The sequence below is a fragment of the Pseudomonas sp. Irchel s3h17 genome (genome assembly GCF_900187505.1).
Classification (GTDB): domain Bacteria; phylum Pseudomonadota; class Gammaproteobacteria; order Pseudomonadales; family Pseudomonadaceae; genus Aquipseudomonas.
Genome location: NZ_FYDL01000011.1, coordinates 76,263 through 94,589, shown reverse-complemented (window position 1 = coordinate 94,589; position 18,327 = coordinate 76,263). Strand labels below are relative to the sequence as shown.

General features: G+C 54.5%; 14 protein-coding genes. 7 read left to right on the top strand and 7 right to left on the bottom strand.

Features of this window, described 5'->3' with window-relative positions:
- Position 1 precedes the first annotated feature (1 nt).
- The 7 genes from rsmG to rpmH form a co-directional block, all read right to left on the bottom strand.
- Positions 2-646: a 16S rRNA (guanine(527)-N(7))-methyltransferase RsmG gene (rsmG, locus tag CKW25_RS17570; RefSeq protein WP_095081062.1), complete on the bottom strand. Its 645-nt coding sequence runs from the start codon at positions 644-646 to the stop codon at positions 2-4.
- On the bottom strand, positions 643-2,535 hold the full coding sequence (gene mnmG / locus CKW25_RS17565) for a tRNA uridine-5-carboxymethylaminomethyl(34) synthesis enzyme MnmG (protein WP_095081060.1): 1,893 nt from the start codon (positions 2,533-2,535) through the stop codon (positions 643-645). The genes rsmG and mnmG overlap by 4 nt, the downstream gene beginning before the upstream one ends.
- A gap of 607 nt (positions 2,536-3,142) precedes the next feature.
- Positions 3,143-4,513: a tRNA uridine-5-carboxymethylaminomethyl(34) synthesis GTPase MnmE gene (gene mnmE / locus CKW25_RS17555; protein WP_095081057.1), complete on the bottom strand. Its 1,371-nt coding sequence runs from the start codon at positions 4,511-4,513 to the stop codon at positions 3,143-3,145.
- Between the two features lie 79 nt (positions 4,514-4,592).
- A complete protein-coding gene (yidC, locus tag CKW25_RS17550; protein WP_095081055.1) occupies positions 4,593-6,275 on the bottom strand; it encodes a membrane protein insertase YidC in 1,683 nt (560 codons plus the stop codon).
- Between the two features lie 2 nt (positions 6,276-6,277).
- Positions 6,278-6,523 carry a membrane protein insertion efficiency factor YidD gene (gene yidD / locus CKW25_RS17545; RefSeq protein ID WP_010465488.1) on the bottom strand — a complete coding sequence of 82 codons (246 nt, stop codon included), beginning with the start codon at positions 6,521-6,523 and terminating at the stop codon, positions 6,278-6,280.
- Positions 6,516-6,917 carry a ribonuclease P protein component gene (gene rnpA, locus CKW25_RS17540; RefSeq protein ID WP_218192034.1) on the bottom strand — a complete coding sequence of 134 codons (402 nt, stop codon included), beginning with the start codon at positions 6,915-6,917 and terminating at the stop codon, positions 6,516-6,518. Before rnpA ends, yidD begins: the two co-directional genes overlap by 8 nt.
- A gap of 16 nt (positions 6,918-6,933) precedes the next feature.
- A complete protein-coding gene (gene rpmH, locus CKW25_RS17535) occupies positions 6,934-7,068 on the bottom strand; it encodes a 50S ribosomal protein L34 (protein WP_003213577.1) in 135 nt (44 codons plus the stop codon).
- A gap of 565 nt (positions 7,069-7,633) precedes the next feature.
- On the opposite strand from rpmH, the gene dnaA reads away from it, so the two are divergent.
- The 7 genes from dnaA to CKW25_RS17500 all read left to right on the top strand — a co-directional run bounded on the left by dnaA (position 7,634) and on the right by CKW25_RS17500 (position 18,287).
- Positions 7,634-9,151: a chromosomal replication initiator protein DnaA gene (gene dnaA / locus CKW25_RS17530; RefSeq protein ID WP_095081051.1), complete on the top strand. Its 1,518-nt coding sequence runs from the start codon at positions 7,634-7,636 to the stop codon at positions 9,149-9,151.
- A 39-nt stretch (positions 9,152-9,190) separates the two neighbouring features.
- Positions 9,191-10,294, top strand: coding sequence for a DNA polymerase III subunit beta (gene dnaN, locus CKW25_RS17525; RefSeq protein ID WP_095081049.1), 1,104 nt, complete (start codon positions 9,191-9,193; stop codon positions 10,292-10,294).
- Between the two features lie 20 nt (positions 10,295-10,314).
- Positions 10,315-11,418 (top strand): DNA replication/repair protein RecF, encoded by a 1,104-nt coding sequence (gene recF, locus CKW25_RS17520; RefSeq protein WP_019694407.1) that lies wholly within the window; start codon positions 10,315-10,317, stop codon positions 11,416-11,418.
- Between the two features lie 4 nt (positions 11,419-11,422).
- Positions 11,423-13,840 carry a DNA topoisomerase (ATP-hydrolyzing) subunit B gene (gene gyrB / locus CKW25_RS17515; protein ID WP_095081047.1) on the top strand — a complete coding sequence of 806 codons (2,418 nt, stop codon included), beginning with the start codon at positions 11,423-11,425 and terminating at the stop codon, positions 13,838-13,840.
- 934 nt (positions 13,841-14,774) lie between these two features.
- Complete coding sequence (locus CKW25_RS17510; RefSeq protein ID WP_095081045.1) at positions 14,775-15,413, top strand: TnsA endonuclease N-terminal domain-containing protein; 639 nt, start codon at positions 14,775-14,777, stop codon at positions 15,411-15,413.
- Complete coding sequence (locus tag CKW25_RS17505; RefSeq protein ID WP_095081043.1) at positions 15,394-17,349, top strand: DDE-type integrase/transposase/recombinase; 1,956 nt, start codon at positions 15,394-15,396, stop codon at positions 17,347-17,349. Before CKW25_RS17510 ends, CKW25_RS17505 begins: the two co-directional genes overlap by 20 nt.
- Positions 17,346-18,287, top strand: a complete 942-nt coding sequence (locus tag CKW25_RS17500; protein ID WP_095081042.1) for a TniB family NTP-binding protein — start codon at positions 17,346-17,348, stop codon at positions 18,285-18,287. The genes CKW25_RS17505 and CKW25_RS17500 overlap by 4 nt, the downstream gene beginning before the upstream one ends.
- Positions 18,288-18,327 lie beyond the last annotated feature (40 nt).

Below are 18,327 nucleotides of genomic sequence, written 5' to 3'. Positions count from 1 at the left end.
ATCATGCCGTGCGGCGCAGTATCAGCAGATGACGTTGGCCTTGGCAACCGGGTACAGCCAAGGCGTGTTCGCTATCGAGGTGGAAGTCTGCCGGCAATGCTACCAGCTCATCCGCGGGATGAACGCCCTTCATTGCCAGCCAACGTGTGTCGTGATCGCCCAGGTGGCGAGTCCAGTTGCTGAAGTTCTCCATGCTGCTGAATGCCCGGGAAATGATCCCGTTGAATGGCTTTTCAGGCTGGAACGCTTCGACGCGACTGTGGATAACTTGCAGGTTATCCAGTTTGAGCTCGAGTTTGACCTGGGTCAGGAAGCGGGTTTTCTTGCCGTTGGAGTCCAGGCAGGTCACTTGCGATTCGGGAAACAGGATCGCCAGCGGAATACCGGGCATGCCACCGCCGCTGCCGACATCCAGCCAGCGACCATTCTCGATGAAGGACATCACGCTCAGACTGTCGAGCAGATGCCGCGAAACCATTTCGTCGGGATCACGTACGGCAGTGAGGTTGTAAGCCTTGTTCCATTTTATCAACAGGGCCAGATAACCCAGCAGCTGTGCATGCTGGGCTTCGGTCAGGTTTACACCGAGCTGGCGCGCACCTGTTGATAACTCTTCGGCGTGTTGCGTGGTGACCAACGAACTCAAGCGCTTTGCTCCAACTGACGGCCCGCGCCGCGTTTTTTCAGATGAATCATCAACAGCGAAATCGCTGCCGGGGTCACACCCGGGATCCGCGATGCCTGGCCCAACGTCTCGGGGCGGGTTGCGCCGAGCTTGCTCTGGATCTCTTTCGAGAGACCGGAGATGTTCGTGTAATCGATATCCACAGGCAACTTGGTGTCTTCACTGGCCCGCAGGCGTGCGATTTCATCTTGCTGGCGATCGATATAACCGGCGTATTTGGTCTTGATTTCGACCTGCTCGGCGACCTGTGGATCCTGCGCGCCGTGCCCGGTCACTTCGACCAGGCCAGCGTAGTCGATTTCCGGACGGCTCAGCAGGTTCAACAGGTTGTATTCGTGAGTCAGTGGCGTGCCGAATTTTTCGGCGATCGCATCCCCCTGCTCGGTACCCGGGCGGACCCAGGTACTTTTCAGGCGCTGTTCTTCCAGGGCAATGCTTTCGCGTTTTTTGCAGAACGCCGCCCAACGCACGTCGTCCACCAGACCCAATTCGCGACCTTTCTCGGTCAGGCGCAGGTCGGCATTGTCTTCGCGCAGGATCAACCGGTATTCGGCACGCGATGTGAACATCCGATACGGTTCCTGGGTCCCCAGGGTAATCAGGTCGTCGACCAGCACACCGATGTACGCCTCGTCGCGGCGCGGGCACCAACTGTCTTTGCCCTGCGCGCGCAAGGCGGCGTTGGCCCCGGCCAGCAAACCCTGGGCGCCGGCCTCTTCATAACCGGTAGTGCCGTTGATTTGCCCGGCAAAGAACAGGCCGGCAATGACTTTGGTTTCCAGGCTGTACTTCAGGTCACGCGGGTCGAAGTAGTCGTACTCGATGGCGTAGCCCGGGCGAACGATATGCGCGTTTTCCATGCCGCGGATCGACTGCACGATCTGCAATTGCACATCGAACGGCAAGGATGTGGATATTCCGTTCGGGTACAGCTCGTGAGTGGTCAGGCCTTCCGGTTCGATGAAGACCTGATGGCTTTCCTTGTCGGCAAAGCGGTGGATCTTGTCTTCGATCGAAGGGCAGTAACGCGGGCCAATACCTTCAATCACCCCGGAATACATCGGCGAACGATCGAGGTTCGAGGCAATGATTTCGTGGGTACGGGCGTTGGTATGCGTGATCCAGCAACTGACCTGCTGTGGGTGCTGCTCTTTCGAGCCCATGAACGACATGACCGGGATCGGCGTGTCGCCCGGTTGCTCGGTCATCACCGAGAAATCCACAGAACGACCGTCGATACGTGGAGGTGTACCGGTTTTCAGGCGACCCACACGCAAAGGCAACTCACGCAGACGGTGAGCCAGGGCGATCGACGGCGGATCGCCGGCACGACCGCCGGAAAAGTTCTGCATACCGATGTGGATAAGTCCGCCCAGGAACGTACCGGTGGTCAACACCACGGAGTCGGCAAAGAAACGCAGGCCCATCTGGGTGACGACACCGCGTACTTGTTCCTGCTCGACGATCAGATCGTCGGCGGCCTGTTGAAATATCCACAGGTTCGGCTGGTTTTCGAGAATCTCGCGGACAGCGGCCTTGTACAGCACGCGATCGGCCTGGGCGCGTGTTGCGCGCACGGCTGGACCTTTACGGCTGTTGAGCACGCGAAACTGGATACCACCTTTATCGGTGGCCATGGCCATCGCGCCGCCCAGGGCGTCGATTTCCTTGACCAGGTGGCTTTTGCCAATCCCGCCGATCGCGGGGTTGCAGCTCATTGCTCCGAGGGTTTCCACGTTATGCGTCAGCAACAGGGTTTTTGCACCCATGCGTGCTGAGGCCAGTGCTGCCTCGGTACCGGCATGACCGCCGCCGATGACGATCACTTCAAAACGGGAAGGGAAATCCACCACGCACCTCGTGCCTGCTTCAGTTAGGTAATCAGGAATAGTTTGAGCTCAGGTTTCTGGACCTGGTCGACAAGTATAGGGACTTCGCCCTTCCTAAAGAACCCTTTGCACAAAATTTAACCAGCTGTGGGTAAGTCACGAACAATAGAAATTAAAAAGAAAGAAATTTATTAAATCTTTGTTTTTATGTTTATTTCTATACAGCTACCTTTCTGTGGATAGATTACTACAGGCCTTTATTTTCAATGTGTACAGAGATTCAAAAGTCTGTGGTCATGTGCCCATGAGGCCCTTGGATAACCGCTGTAAGCCTGTGGATGAATGGGGTGGTTATCCACAGAGGTGGTTTTCCTCAGTTTTGGAGCCCTGTTATCAACCGAGCTCAGCCGCGGTTATTCACAGGGCTTAATCCACAGAAAAGCGCTGAAAGGCACAAATCCCGGACATGGGAAAACCACCGAAGCGGTCGATGCCGCCCGGCAATGCAAAAAAATGAATGGTTCGTAGGGGGGAAAGGAGCTGGCTTGCCAGCGAATCAGCCTACTTGGTGTGTCGGAAACACCATGTGGCGAGCAAGCCAGGCCTCCAATTGAATCAGGAACTGAGGCTATTTACCGATACAGAAGCTGGAAAAGATCCTGCCCAACAGGTCGTCGGAGCTGAATTCACCGGTAATTTCACCCAGCAACTGCTGCGCCTGACGTAAATCTTCAGCCAACAGTTCGCCAGCACCGGCCAGGGTCAGCTGCGAACGACCGTGCTCGAGGGATGCACTGGCATGACGCAGAGCCTCCAGGTGGCGTCGGCGGGCGCTGAAGCTGCTTTCCGAGGTCTGCTCATAGCCCATGCAGGCCTTGAGATGCTCGCGCAGTAGCTCCAGACCTTCGCCTGCCGACTTGGCGCTCAAGCTGATGGTGACGTGGCCATCGTCACAGACTTGCAGCTCAATGGCCTCGCCAGTGAGGTCTGCCTTGTTACGGATCAGGGTGACTTTGGCCGGATCCGGGCGCTGCTCGAGGAATTCAGGCCACAAGGCAAACGGATCTAGGGCTTCAGGGGCGGTGGCATCGACCACCAACAGCACTCGGTCAGCCTCGCTGATGGCCTTCAATGCCCGCTCCACACCGATCTTCTCGACCTGGTCATCGGTATCGCGCAAGCCCGCGGTGTCGACCACATGCAGCGGCATACCGTCGATGTGGATATGTTCACGCAGGATGTCCCGGGTGGTGCCGGCGATCTCGGTGACGATGGCCGCTTCCCGGCCAGCCAGTGCATTGAGCAGGCTGGACTTGCCGGCATTCGGACGACCGGCGATCACCACGGTCATCCCATCACGCAGCAACGCGCCCTGGCCGGCTTCACGCAGCACAGTGGATAACGCTTCGCGCACGGCATCGAGCATGGTCAACACGTGGCCATCGGCCAGAAAGTCGATTTCTTCTTCCGGGAAGTCGATGGCGGCTTCGACGTAGATGCGCAGCGCAATCAGTTGCTCGGTCAGGTTATGCACACGCTGGGAAAACGCACCTTGCAGCGAGCGCAGTGCGTTGCGCGCAGCTTGTGCAGAACTGGCCTCGATCAGGTCCGCAATGGCCTCGGCCTGCGCCAGGTCGAGCTTGTCGTTGAGGAACGCGCGTTCGCTGAACTCACCCGGCCGGGCCAATCGGCAACCCAGTTGCAGGCAGCGCTGCAGCAACATATCCAGGACTACGGGACCTCCGTGGCCCTGGAGTTCCAGCACGTCTTCGCCGGTAAATGAGTTCGGGCCAGGGAAATACAAGGCAATACCTTCATCCAGCACGTCTTCTTCGGCGCTGAAAAAAGGACCGTAATGGGCGTAGCGCGGTTTGAGTTCGCGACCACTGATGGCTTTCGCCGCGCTGCTGGCCAACGGCCCGGAAATACGCACGATACCGACGCCTCCACGGCCTTGGGCGGTGGCGACTGCGGCGATGGTTTCACGAGGAGCGCTCATAAACCGATATCCCGATAAAAATGGCAGATAGCAAAACGCCCCACTAGGGGGCGTTTTGAATGGTTACATACAGCGTAAGTTATGCCTCGGCTTTTTTCGCCGCCGCTTCGATTTTACGTGTGATGTACCACTGTTGAGCGATCGACAGGACGTTGTTCACAACCCAGTACAGCACCAGGCCCGCCGGGAACCACAGGAAGAAGAAGGTGAAGATGATTGGCATCATTTTCATCACTTTGGCCTGCATCGGATCCGGAGGAGTCGGGTTCAGCTGCTGCTGGATGAACATGGTTGCGCCCATGATGATCGGCAGAATGAAGAACGGATCCTTGATCGACAGGTCGGTAATCCACAGCATGAACGGCGCTTGGCGCATTTCAACGCTTTCCAGGAGTACCCAGTACAGCGAAAGGAAAACCGGCATCTGCACGAGGATTGGCAAGCAACCACCCAGCGGATTGATCTTCTCTTTCTTGTACAGCTCCATCATGGCTTGCGACATTTTCTGCCGGTCATCGCCATGTTGCTCTTTCAGCGCAGCCAGTTTCGGTGCCACTGCACGCATGCGCGCCATGGATTTGTAGCTGGCAGCCGACAGCGGGAAGAAGATCCCTTTGATCAGCATGGTCAGGAAGATGATCGACCAGCCCCAGTTACCGACGAGCTCATGGATATGTTGCAGCAGCCAGAAGATCGGCTGGGCAATGAACCACAGGATGCCGTAGTCGACAGTCAGTTCCAGGCCTGGGGACAACTCTTTCAGTATCGCCTGGCTTTTCGGACCTGCGTACAACGTGGCGCTGGTTTCAGCCTTGGCACCTGGCGCAACGGTCAACGCCGGGCCAGTGAAACCGATGATGTAGTTGCCTTGGCTGTCTTTACGGGTCTGCACCACGTTGCTGTCGTTCTTGGCTGGAATCCAGGCCGTCACGAAGTAGTGTTGCAGCCAGGCAACCCAGCCACCGTTAACGCTTTCTTTCAACGACGCCTTGTCGATATCTTTCATCGACACTTTTTTGTACGGCTCGGCACTTGTCCACAGGGCGGCGCCCAGGTAAGTAGCGGTACCGGTGGCGGTAGTCGAAGAAGGATCGGCACTGGCATCACGCTTGAGCTGGGCAAACAGGTTGCCAGTCCAGGCCTTGTCGCTGGTGTTGTCGATCAGATAGGTGACTTTCAGATCGTACAGACCGCGAGTAAAGGTGAAACGCTTGATGTAATTGACGCCAGCGTCGCTGAATTTCAGATCAACATTCAGTTGGTTCTGATCTTTATCCAGTTGATAAGTCTTCTGCTCGGTCGAGTAAACCGGACGACCGGTAGGACGCGCATCCGGACCGTTGGTACCGGTCAGGCCGCTTTGGGCCAGATAAGTACGTTCGCTACCGTTATCAAACAGCTGGAACGGAATTTCCGGGTGGTCCTGACGACGTGGATATTTTGGCAGCATCAGCTGGGCGATATCACCACCTTGAGGATCGATAGCCAGTTCGAGCACATCCGTTTTAACGCGGATGAGGTCTTTGTTGGTCACTACCGGAGTTTCGGTAGGGGTGCTGGTATCGGCATTCGCGCTGGGTACATCGGCACTGGCGGAAGCATTGGTGCCAAGTGGGGTGTCCGGAATAGCCGGGGCAGCCTGATTGGCAGCAACATTCTGAGTCGGCAGGGCAGCCTGGCCATAGTCCTGGTTCCATTTCAGGACCATGACGTAGGACACGATTGCCAGGGCGACGATCAGGATCGTGCGTTTAATATCCATGATTACTCGGCCATCGAAGAAGAACGGGAGGTAGGGATAGGTGGAACCGGGTCATAACCACCGGGATTCCACGGATGACAGCGACCTAAACGACGAAAGGTCAGCCAGCCACCGCGCAGAAGGCCATGATTTTCAATGGCTTCATACGCGTAGCAGGAACAACTGGGGTAGAAACGACAGTGGCTGGCCATCAGGGGACTAATGGCATAGCGATAAAACTGGATCGGAACGAGTGCCAGTTTACGCATCGGTGCTGTCTACCCCTACAGTTTCGGTTTTGACTGCTGGTACCGGCGAGCTACGTGCCAGACGCTTCCAGAGTTTGCCGAAATGCTGAATCAATTCGGGGTTTTCTACGTCGCCCAAACCTTTGCGCGCGACGATCACGATATCCCAACCAACCAGAGAATCCTGGTGGAGGCGAAACGATTCGCGCATCAGACGTTTGAGGCGATTGCGTTCAACGGAGAGTTTCACACTCTTTTTCCCGATAACCAGCCCTAGACGGGGGTGATCGAGATCGTTGGTGCGTGCAAGGAGCAGGAGATTTTTCCCCGGAACCTTGCCGGTAGGGGAGTCAAAGACTGCCTTGAAATGCCGGGGGGTCAGCAAACGCTTTTCCCGACTGAAGTCCTGACTCACCTCCAGTACCGGATTATCAAACTGCCAGACGCGCACGACCTTTGGCGCGACGACGCGACAGGACGGCACGGCCGTTCTTGGTAGCCATGCGAGCACGGAAACCGTGAGTACGAGCGCGTTTGATAGTGCTTGGTTGGAAAGTACGTTTCATGTCGTGTTACCTGGTTCGTCCACAACGGGCCGGAATGGCCCCCGTTTTAAGAGACCGGGGATTCTAGAGAAAGCAAGCCTCTAGGTCAATTTCCAACCAGCGTTTCCTTTAAATGGTCATCCAGCCGGTTCGGCCTTGAAAGGTAGACAGTCAAATATAAAAATAAAGAAGGAAATGATTTAAAGCTTTTCTGTAAAGCTTATAAAAGCTAGGGCGGCATCTATCTGTGGATAACTACCTTTAGCCCTTCTATCCCGTGCTGTACAGAGAATGACAACTACACGGGAAAACGGTGTTCAGCCTGTGCTGCACTGTCGGATAAGCTGTGTGTGGAATCGATGGTTATCCACAGGCCGGTTATCCACCGAGTTTCCCCCCCACTTGTACAACGAGCTCAGGGCGGTTTATCCACAGGGCTTATGCACAGACCGTTGGTCATCTTTTTTACGTATAAAACCTTGATTCATCTGCACCTGTGGGCACGCTACGTGTGGATAAGTCTGCGTCCGGCCGTTACAATGGGCGCTTGTTTTTGCCTCACCGGCTTTCAACTTAGGGGATATCCGTGTCAGTGGAACTTTGGCAGCAGTGCGTGGAGCTTTTGCGCGATGAGCTGCCTGCCCAACAATTCAACACTTGGATCCGTCCACTACAGGTCGAAGCCGAAGGCGACGAGTTGCGTGTCTACGCACCGAATCGCTTTGTTCTCGACTGGGTTAACGAAAAGTACCTGGGCCGCGTGCTCGAACTGCTGGATGAGCACGGCAATGGCATGGCGCCTGCGCTTTCCTTATTAATAGGCAGCAAACGCAGTTCGGCGCCTCGTGCTGCACCGAATGCGCCATTGGCAGCGGCTGCCTCGCAAGCCCAGGCGGCGGCTGCGCCGGCACCGGTCAGCGCGTTTGCGCCTGCCGCGCCGACCAAGCGTGCAACGCAAAAGGTTTCCGAGGCCAGTCAAGAGCCGTCCCGCGACAGCTTCGACCCAATGGCCGGCGCCAGCTCGCAACAGGCCCCGGTACGTGCGGAACAACGTACCGTGCAGGTAGAAGGTGCGCTCAAGCACACCAGTTACCTGAACCGCACATTCACCTTCGAGAACTTCGTCGAAGGCAAGTCCAACCAACTGGCCCGCGCGGCGGCCTGGCAGGTTGCGGACAATCCCAAGCATGGTTACAACCCGCTGTTCCTGTATGGCGGCGTTGGCTTGGGTAAAACCCACTTGATGCACGCTGTGGGTAACCACCTATTAAAGAAGAACCCGAATGCCAAGGTCGTGTACCTGCATTCCGAGCGCTTCGTGGCCGACATGGTCAAGGCACTGCAGTTGAATGCGATCAACGAGTTCAAGCGCTTCTACCGTTCGGTCGACGCGTTGCTCATCGATGACATTCAGTTCTTCGCCCGCAAGGAACGTTCCCAGGAAGAATTCTTCCACACGTTCAATGCACTGCTTGAAGGTGGCCAACAGGTCATTCTCACCAGTGACCGTTACCCGAAAGAAATCGAGGGTCTTGAAGAGCGCTTGAAGTCGCGCTTCGGCTGGGGCCTGACGGTTGCCGTCGAGCCGCCGGAACTGGAAACCCGCGTCGCCATTCTGATGAAGAAAGCCGACCAGGCCAAAGTCGACCTGCCGCACGACGCCGCGTTTTTCATCGCCCAGCGCATTCGCTCCAACGTCCGTGAACTCGAAGGCGCACTCAAGCGCGTCATCGCCCACTCGCACTTCATGGGGCGCGATATCACCATCGAGCTGATTCGCGAATCCTTGAAGGACCTGTTGGCGCTTCAGGACAAACTGGTCTCTGTGGATAACATTCAGCGCACCGTCGCCGAGTACTACAAGATCAAGATTTCCGACTTGCTGTCCAAACGCCGTTCGCGTTCGGTCGCACGTCCGCGGCAAGTGGCCATGGCCCTGTCCAAGGAACTGACCAACCACAGCCTGCCGGAAATCGGCGATGTGTTTGGCGGACGCGACCACACCACGGTGTTGCACGCCTGTCGCAAGATCAATGAACTTAAGGAATCCGACGCGGACATCCGCGAGGACTACAAGAACCTGCTGCGTACACTGACCACTTGATGAACACCAGCGCAGCTTATTAAGGCAAGGGACTAGACCATGCATTTCACCATTCAACGCGAAGCCCTGTTGAAACCCCTGCAACTGGTCGCAGGCGTCGTCGAGCGCCGACAGACCTTGCCGGTGCTTTCCAACGTGCTGCTGGTTGTCGAAGGCCAGCAGCTGTCGCTGACCGGTACCGACCTGGAAGTCGAGCTGGTCGGTCGTGTGCAACTCGAAGAGCCGGCCGAGCCGGGCGAAATCACTGTCCCGGCGCGCAAGCTGATGGACATCTGCAAAAGCCTGCCGAACGATGCACTGATCGACATCAAGGTCGATGAGCAGAAGCTTGTGGTCAAAGCCGGCCGTAGCCGCTTCACCCTGTCGACGTTGCCAGCCAACGACTTCCCGACCGTGGAAGAAGGCCCGGGTTCGCTGACCTGCACGCTTGCGCAAAGCAAGCTGCGCCGTTTGATCGAGCGCACCAGCTTCGCCATGGCCCAGCAGGATGTTCGTTATTACCTCAACGGCATGCTGCTGGAAGTGTCCGCCGGGATCATCCGTGCCGTAGCCACCGACGGTCACCGTCTGGCCATGTGCTCGATGCAGGCCGACATCGGCCAGCCGGATCGCCACCAGGTCATCGTTCCACGCAAAGGTATCCTGGAACTGGCACGCTTGCTCACAGAGCCGGACGGCAATGTCAGCATCGTTCTCGGCCAGCACCATATTCGCGCCACCACCGGCGAGTTCACCTTCACCTCGAAACTGGTCGACGGTAAGTTCCCGGACTACGAGCGCGTCCTGCCGAAAGGCGGCGACAAGCTGGTACTGGGCGATCGCCAGGCGCTGCGTGAAGCGTTCAGCCGTACCGCGATCCTGTCCAACGAGAAGTACCGCGGCATTCGCCTGCAGTTGGCCAACGGTCAACTGAAGATCCAGGCCAACAACCCGGAGCAGGAAGAAGCGGAAGAAGAAGTCGGCGTTGAGTACAACGGTGGCTCGCTGGAAATCGGCTTTAACGTGAGCTACCTGCTCGACGTGCTGGGCGTGATGACCACTGAGCAAGTGCGCTTGATCCTGTCTGACTCCAACAGCAGTGCGCTGGTGCAAGAGTCAGACAACGACGACTCGGCTTACGTTGTCATGCCGATGCGCCTGTAAACATGCTTAGCAGCCGCTAGATGTCCCTCAGTCGTGTCTCGGTCACCGCGGTGCGCAATCTGCACCCGGTGACCTTCTCCCCCTCTCCCCGCATCAACATCCTGTACGGCGCCAACGGCAGCGGCAAAACCAGTGTTCTGGAAGCCATCCATCTGCTGGGGCTCGCCCGTTCCTTTCGCAGTACCCGTCTGTTACCAGTGATCCAGTACGAGCAGTTGGCATGCACGGTATTCGGCCAGGTCGAATTGGCCGAAGGTGGGCACAGTGCGCTGGGAATTTCCCGGGATCGCCAGGGAGAGTTTCAGATCCGCATCGATGGGCAGAACGCCCGCAGTGCCGCTCAACTGGCAGAAATCCTGCCACTGCAATTGATCAACCCGGACAGCTTTCGCCTGTTGGAAGGTGCGCCGAAGATTCGTCGACAGTTTCTGGATTGGGGTGTGTTCCACGTGGAACCACGTTTCATGTCCACCTGGCAGCGCCTGCAGAAGGCCCTGCGTCAGAGAAACTCTTGGCTGCGGCATGGTACACTTGACGCCGTTTCGCAAGCGGTTTGGGACAGAGAACTGTGCCAGGCCAGCGCTGAAATTGATGAATACCGCCGCGCTTACATCAAAGCCTTGAAACCAGTCTTTGAACAGACCTTGAGTGAACTCGTCGAACTCGAGGGTTTAACGCTTAGCTATTACCGGGGTTGGGACAAAGAGCGAGAGCTGAGTGCAGTGCTCGCTGCGTCCGTTCACCGGGATCAGCAAATGGGGCATACCCAGGCCGGACCACAACGCGCTGATTTGCGTCTTAGATTGGGCGCACACAATGCCGCGGACATCTTGTCCCGTGGACAGCAGAAGTTGGTGGTCTGTGCGCTGCGCATCGCCCAAGGGCATCTGGTCAGCCAGGCCCGGCGCGGCCAATGTATTTATCTGGTGGATGACTTGCCGTCCGAGTTGGATGAGCAGCACCGCCGCGCGCTTTGCCGTTTGCTGGAAGACTTACGCTGCCAGGTGTTTATCACCTGTGTAGATCACGAATTATTGAGGGAAGGCTGGCAGACGGAAACGCCAGTCGCTTTGTTCCACGTGGAACAGGGCCGTATCACCCAGACCCACGACCATCGGGAGTGAAGGCATGAGCGAAGAAAATACGTACGACTCAACGAGCATTAAAGTGCTGAAAGGCCTGGATGCCGTACGCAAACGTCCCGGTATGTACATTGGTGACACAGACGATGGCAGCGGTCTGCACCACATGGTGTTCGAGGTGGTCGATAACTCGATCGACGAAGCTTTGGCCGGCCACTGCGACGACATCAGCATCATCATCCACCCGGACGAATCCATCACCGTGCGCGACAACGGTCGCGGCATTCCGGTAGACGTGCACAAAGAAGAAGGCGTTTCGGCAGCCGAGGTCATCATGACCGTGCTGCACGCCGGCGGTAAGTTCGACGACAACTCCTACAAAGTATCCGGCGGCTTGCACGGTGTAGGTGTTTCGGTAGTGAACGCCCTGTCCGAAGAGCTGGTTCTGACCGTTCGCCGCAGCGGCAAGATCTGGGAACAGACTTACGTCCACGGTGTTCCGCAAGAGCCGATGAAAATCGTCGGCGAGAGCGAAACCACCGGTACCCAGATCCACTTCAAGCCGTCCGATCTGACGTTCAAAAATATTCACTTCAGCTGGGACATCCTGGCCAAGCGGATTCGCGAACTGTCCTTCCTCAACTCCGGTGTCGGCATCGTCCTCAAGGATGAGCGCAGCGGCAAGGAAGAGCTGTTCAAGTACGAAGGCGGCCTGCGTGCGTTTGTTGAGTACCTGAACACCAACAAGACCCCGGTCAACCAGGTGTTCCACTTCAACATCCAGCGTGAAGACGGCATCGGCGTGGAAATCGCCCTGCAGTGGAACGACAGCTTCAACGAGAACCTGTTGTGCTTCACCAACAACATTCCTCAGCGCGATGGCGGTACTCACCTGGTGGGTTTCCGTTCCGCACTGACGCGTAACCTGAACACCTACATCGAAGCCGAAGGCCTGGCCAAGAAGCACAAAGTCGCCACCACCGGTGACGATGCCCGTGAAGGCTTGACCGCGATCATTTCGGTGAAGGTGCCGGATCCGAAGTTCAGTTCCCAGACCAAGGACAAGCTGGTGTCTTCCGAAGTGAAGACCGCGGTCGAACAGGAAATGGGCAAGTACTTCTCCGACTTCCTGCTGGAAAACCCGAACGAAGCCAAGCTGGTCGTTGGCAAGATGATCGACGCGGCCCGTGCCCGTGAAGCGGCGCGTAAAGCCCGTGAGATGACTCGTCGTAAAGGCGCACTGGACATCGCTGGCTTGCCGGGCAAACTGGCGGACTGCCAGGAAAAAGACCCTGCCCTCTCCGAACTGTACCTGGTGGAAGGTGACTCTGCTGGCGGTTCCGCCAAGCAGGGTCGTAACCGTCGGACTCAGGCCATTCTGCCCCTCAAGGGTAAAATCCTGAACGTCGAGAAGGCGCGCTTCGACAAGATGATCTCTTCCCAGGAAGTGGGCACCTTGATCACCGCACTGGGTTGCGGCATCGGTCGCGACGAGTACAACATCGACAAACTGCGTTATCACAACATCATCATCATGACCGATGCTGACGTCGACGGTTCGCACATCCGTACCCTGCTGCTGACCTTCTTCTTCCGTCAGTTGCCGGAGTTGATCGAGCGCGGCTACATCTACATCGCGCAGCCGCCGTTGTACAAAGTGAAGAAAGGCAAGCAAGAGCAATACATCAAAGACGACGACGCCATGGAAGAGTACATGACGCAGTCGGCCCTGGAAGACGCGAGCCTGCACTTGAACGAAGATGCACCGGGTATCTCGGGTGAAGCCCTCGAGCGTCTGGTCAATGACTTCCGTCTGGTGATGAAGACCCTCAAGCGCCTGTCGCGCCTGTATCCACAGGAACTGACCGAGCACTTCATCTACCTGCCGGCCGTCAGCCTGGAGCAACTGTCCGATCACGCAGCGATGCAGGATTGGCTGGCTCAGTTTGAAGTGCGCCTGCGCACCGTCGAGAAATCGGGCCTGGTCTACAAGGCCAGCCTGCGCGAAGACCGTGAACGTAACGTCTGGCTGCCAGAGGTCGAACTGATCTCCCATGGCCTGTCGAACTACGTCACCTTCAACCGTGACTTCTTCGGCAGCAACGACTACAAGACCGTTGTGTCCCTGGGCGCTCAACTGAGCACCCTGCTGGACGACGGTGCGTACATCCAGCGCGGCGAGCGCAAGAAAGCCGTCACCGAGTTCAAGGAAGCCCTTGAGTGGCTGATGGCCGAAAGCACCAAGCGCCATACCATCCAGCGCTACAAAGGTCTGGGTGAGATGAACCCGGATCAGCTGTGGGAAACCACGATGGACCCAGGCTCGCGTCGGATGCTCAAAGTGACCATCGAAGACGCCATTGGCGCGGACCAGATCTTCAACACCCTGATGGGTGATGCGGTCGAGCCACGTCGTGAGTTCATCGAAAGCAACGCCCTGGCAGTGTCCAACCTGGACTTCTGATCCGGTGTAGGTTCACTGAATAGTTGCGCATTTTCACAAATAAATGGTTCTACTAACCCCAGGGTTAGGTAGCCACGCCAAAAGAAGGCCCGCTTATAAGCGGGCTTTTTTTTGACGCGAAAAAGCTAAATATCCTTTTTGGAGGATCGGCACGAGCGATAACAATAACTGCCAGACACAGAAATTCTATGGGGATTCGAAATCAACGAAATTCTAAAACTTGAGTTTGGAAAGGTCTGAAGTTTATTGGAATACAGGATTTTGTTTAAGGCAGGCGGTCTTACGCGTTTCTAACGCATAAAAACATATAAAAATAGATATTATTAATTCGCTAAAAAGCGTTCGAATTTCCGAAAATTCGGTGTTTTTAAAGCATGCTAAATATAAAGATATTATACATTGCAAAGTTAAGCGGCTAACTTTTAGTGTCGTTGAGAAGTAAAAAAAGTACTTGGTTTCAGTTGTAAGCCATGGATTTTCCCGATGCGCTGGAATATTATTTGGTAATTGCATTTGTTGATGAACGAACAGCTCTACTAATGAAATCAAAAGCTTACCGAAGCTGATTTAACCCAAACCTTCGGTTCGGAAGTGGCTGAGGGCTGCGGGGTTAGAGCATAACCGTATAAACGAGAAGGAACTTTAATTACATTAGCTATCAAGTCAGAGGAGAAAATTATGAAAAGCGGGAGGTGTGAAATGTAAAAACGCGACCAAAACCTAGGGGTTTTGACCGCGCCGATTTGAAGCGGAATTGCAGGTGTGAGAGCCGTAATTTCAGCTTTTCTTTGGTGCTTGTCAATCCCCACCCATCATTTCGACTTTATCGAGGGCGCTCGACGGGAAAGTGTTGCCTGTCGATTGTGCTCCTTGAGGACCTCTCTGTACCTGTCTTTCCAGGTGCAGCGACGGTGCACGTCTTTGGAGGTGTGCGATGGCAGTACGTAAGGTAGTTACTCGCAGTTCATGTCATTTCAGGGGGTACTTCCCTTCTCTGAAAAACGGTCATCCTGTGGCCTGGGAATCCCAGCTGGAGGGCGGTTTTTTCCGCTTGCTCGAGCTCTCCCCGTCCGTTCTTCGCTATGAAGTACAGCCCTCTCGGGAAAGGATTTCCTTGGGAGATTCGGTTGTAGATTACGTTCCTGATCTGCGTGTTTTTTTGAAAGATGGTGGAGAATGGTGGATCGAAATCAAGCCAACGAAGAAGCTTTTAATCTGTAGCGTTAAGCAAAAGCTGAGCGCAGCCGCGATCCATTTTCCTGCTACCAATCGGAATTTTTCAGTCGTTACGGAAGAGCTGATCTGGCGAGAACCATTGGCGACAAATCTTCAAAAAATACTGTATCACCGACGCGGTCCATATCTGTCGTCGTCTTATTATGTGGAAGTTTGCTTCCAATTGAATAAATACAAACCTCAGGTTTTTCATGAGGTTGTTTCATTGTTTGGAACAATGGAAGCTTGGCGCTTGTTGGGGCTGTGCATTATCGGTGTCGACCTTGAAGAGCCATTGATCGAAGAATCAAAGGTCTTTCTTTCAGGAGGACATCGCCATGCAGACATTTTCGCTTAAGGTGAAATTAGTTGTTGTTATCCACGGTACAACGATGTCACTTCAGCGGTGGCTTATCGACAGACGCCTGCTTTTCGTTGATCAACTCGGAGAGCCAACTACGTTAACCGAACGCGAATTTTATCTCGGTTATGAGCGGCGAGAGATCGAAATATGCACAGACCAACCTTATCTTGGGGAGGTTCCATTTGTGAGGAACGTAGCCCCGGATCTTACTTGTTTCCCATCTAAACATAGTAAAGAAGCCTTACGTCGTCGTACGTATTTAGAAGGCGTAATGGAGGGCCAGACAATGCTACCAAATATAGATATTTTGCGAGATAAATTAAAAGAGGTAGCAAAAAAACTAGAGGAGGTATGTGTACCCTCTATTTCTACCATTAGAAGATGGTACTCAAGGTTTGTAGGTGGAAACGTTGTAAAGTTAGTACCAAAACATTCAGATAAAGGAAGGGTCAATGTAATCTCTGGAGAGTTAGAAGAAATATTACAAGGTGTCATAGAGGAGGTATACCTTCAGCCCGAACGCCACAAAATATCAATAGTAGTCGCCGAATATCTAGATCGTATTGATGAAAAAAACGCTACGCGTCTTTCCTCTCATCAACTAAAAAAACCGTGCGGTATGACTGTTCGTAGGTACCTTGCCAAGCTCGACCCTTACGAGGTTGATGTACATCGTCTAGGTAAGCACGCTGCGAAAAATAAATACCGAGTTGCGGGCGAGGTACTCGTAGTTTCCAACATTCTTGATCGATGGGAAATCGACCATACACTGTTGGATGTGCTGCTGGTGGACGAAGAAACTGGATTAATTATTGGGCGTCCTTACATCACCGTCGTACTGGATAAGTTTTCCCGCATGATCATGGGCTACCTAATTCATCTATCTGCACCTAACACTGAGACCGTTCTTCGCGTAATCGAACGCTCCATTCGTCCTAAGGCGGATTTTTTAAAACGCTTTCCTAAGGTACAGAACGAGTGGCGGGCTCATGGACTGCCCGCCCGAGTCGTTCCTGACAACGCGGCCGAATTCCATGCAGACGATTTGATCGCTGGATTCAACGAGCTCGGCATCGAAATTATGTACCCTCGGTCTAGAGGTCCAGAGATGAAAGGTTCGGTCGAGAGATTTTTCCGCACTCAGAACCTTGGATTGATTCATAACCTGCCTGGAACGACATTTTCCAATATCCAGGAGAAGGGAGATTACAAATCAGAGAAGCATGCGTGTTTCACGCTGGCTCAGCTCGAAGGCTGCGTCGTGAAATGGATTGTCGATGGATACCATCAAACTCCCCACCGAGCTCTTAAAAAAAGGACCCCTGCACAAATGTGGGCTTCCGTAGAGGCGGACCGCCTGATCAGGCTGCCCGTTGATCCTGATGCGCTTGAATGTATTCTCGCGCGCCGAAGTTCGGTGACGGTACATCATTACGGTATTGAAGTAGGTGGTCACGGCTACCATTCGCCTGAACTTGCCGAGTTGAGGATGCGGATGACACCGAAGGAAAAAATCAGTGTTCGATATCGTGACGAGCTCGGCCATGTTTGGGTGCACGACCGTTTCAGAAATGTATTTTTACAGGTACCTATTAAAGACAAGCGCATGCTTGGGCTGAGTCGTGAACTATGGAAAGCTGCCGAAAAAGCGCTTCAAGATAGCGGCAGCAATAATCCTAGCTTCGAACAGGTTCATCAATGCTATCGCGATTTGACAGAAGATGTCGAAGAGGCGCGTCGTTCTCAGATATTGCGGAAACGGCGGGCAGTAGCCCGCGCCAAGTTAGATAAAAACGGCTGGAAGGTCCCTGCCGCTAAGTCTCCAATCGCTTCTACCGGAATGGACTGGTTGGACATGCCGCTTACAACCGATATCGCCATACCATTCAAGGTTATTCATCGTCACCCAAGCGGGGGGCCTAAATCATGAGTAACTACGAGGAAAATCGAACCCCATTTTCCCTGCGCCATCACTTCATTTTTAGCCCGCAAGCGGAGCGAGCCCTGACCAGATTGATGGAAGTCCATGGAGACACACGTCGCACAGGTACCAGCAAGGGACTTGTTATACAAGGGCCAAGCGGTGTGGGGAAAAGCACATTGATCAAAGAGTATGTCAGGGAGTTGGAGTCTACAGAAAAAAACGTGGCGGGCCATCGAGCTGTGCTCATAGTGGAAATTCCTTCCTCTCCAACCAAAAAGAACCTGGCAACGGCCATGCTGACTGCGATGAAAGATCCTTACGCGGACTCGCGTAGCCACTCTGCAGAAACGAAATTTGCGAGGATTATTCTACTTTTAAGCAACCTCGGTGTTGAAGTAGTCGTTTTAGACGAAGCGCAGCATCTCGTGGATTACAAGCGCAATGCTGCGTACGAGGCGGCAGATTGGATCAAGAGTCTGATGAACGAAACCAGCATTACGTTCGTCCTCGTTGGCCTGAAGCGGACTGAAGGCCTGCTCTGGGCGAACGAGCAGTTACGACGAAGATTCTCTGCCACGGTTGATTACAATCGGTTCATGCTGACGGAAGCCTGTTGGACCCAGTTCGCGACGCTGCTCCGGGGTATTCGTGAATTGCTGCCGGTGGAGTCCATTAGTTTTTCAGATAAGGAAATGATCCGCCGTTTCTATCTAGCGTCATTTGGCTTGATTGACTATTTGATTAAAGTTATAGATCGCTCTGTTTGGCTGGTCCAGCATCGAAATGCTGAAGGCATCAACCTTGGGATACTTTCTGAGGCGTTTAAGGACGAGGTCTGGAGCGCTGCACCTGATGAGCGCAATCCATTCAGTGATGCATTCGACTTCAAACCTTTAATTAGAGATCGTGAACCATTCGAGAACTTTGACATTATTGCGGCTTGAGTCCAATCAATACCCGGCGATTATTGCCGGGTATTTAATA

What these genes read in the sequence shown, in the direction of transcription:
- mnmE (WP_095081057.1), bottom strand. Translation starts at nt 4,513, where the DNA reads ATGAGCGCTCCTCGTGAAACCATCGCCGCAGTCGCCACCGCCCAAGGC.
- rpmH (WP_003213577.1), bottom strand. Translation starts at nt 7,068, where the DNA reads ATGAAACGTACTTTCCAACCAAGCACTATCAAACGCGCTCGTACTCAC.
- dnaN (WP_095081049.1), top strand. Translation starts at nt 9,191, where the DNA reads ATGCATTTCACCATTCAACGCGAAGCCCTGTTGAAACCCCTGCAACTG.
- gyrB (WP_095081047.1), top strand. Translation starts at nt 11,423, where the DNA reads ATGAGCGAAGAAAATACGTACGACTCAACGAGCATTAAAGTGCTGAAA.
- CKW25_RS17505 (WP_095081043.1), top strand. Translation starts at nt 15,394, where the DNA reads ATGCAGACATTTTCGCTTAAGGTGAAATTAGTTGTTGTTATCCACGGT.
- CKW25_RS17500 (WP_095081042.1), top strand. Translation starts at nt 17,346, where the DNA reads ATGAGTAACTACGAGGAAAATCGAACCCCATTTTCCCTGCGCCATCAC.
- yidC (WP_095081055.1), bottom strand. Translation starts at nt 6,275, where the DNA reads ATGGATATTAAACGCACGATCCTGATCGTCGCCCTGGCAATCGTGTCC.
- yidD (WP_010465488.1), bottom strand. Translation starts at nt 6,523, where the DNA reads ATGCGTAAACTGGCACTCGTTCCGATCCAGTTTTATCGCTATGCCATT.
- CKW25_RS17510 (WP_095081045.1), top strand. Translation starts at nt 14,775, where the DNA reads ATGGCAGTACGTAAGGTAGTTACTCGCAGTTCATGTCATTTCAGGGGG.
- recF (WP_019694407.1), top strand. Translation starts at nt 10,315, where the DNA reads ATGTCCCTCAGTCGTGTCTCGGTCACCGCGGTGCGCAATCTGCACCCG.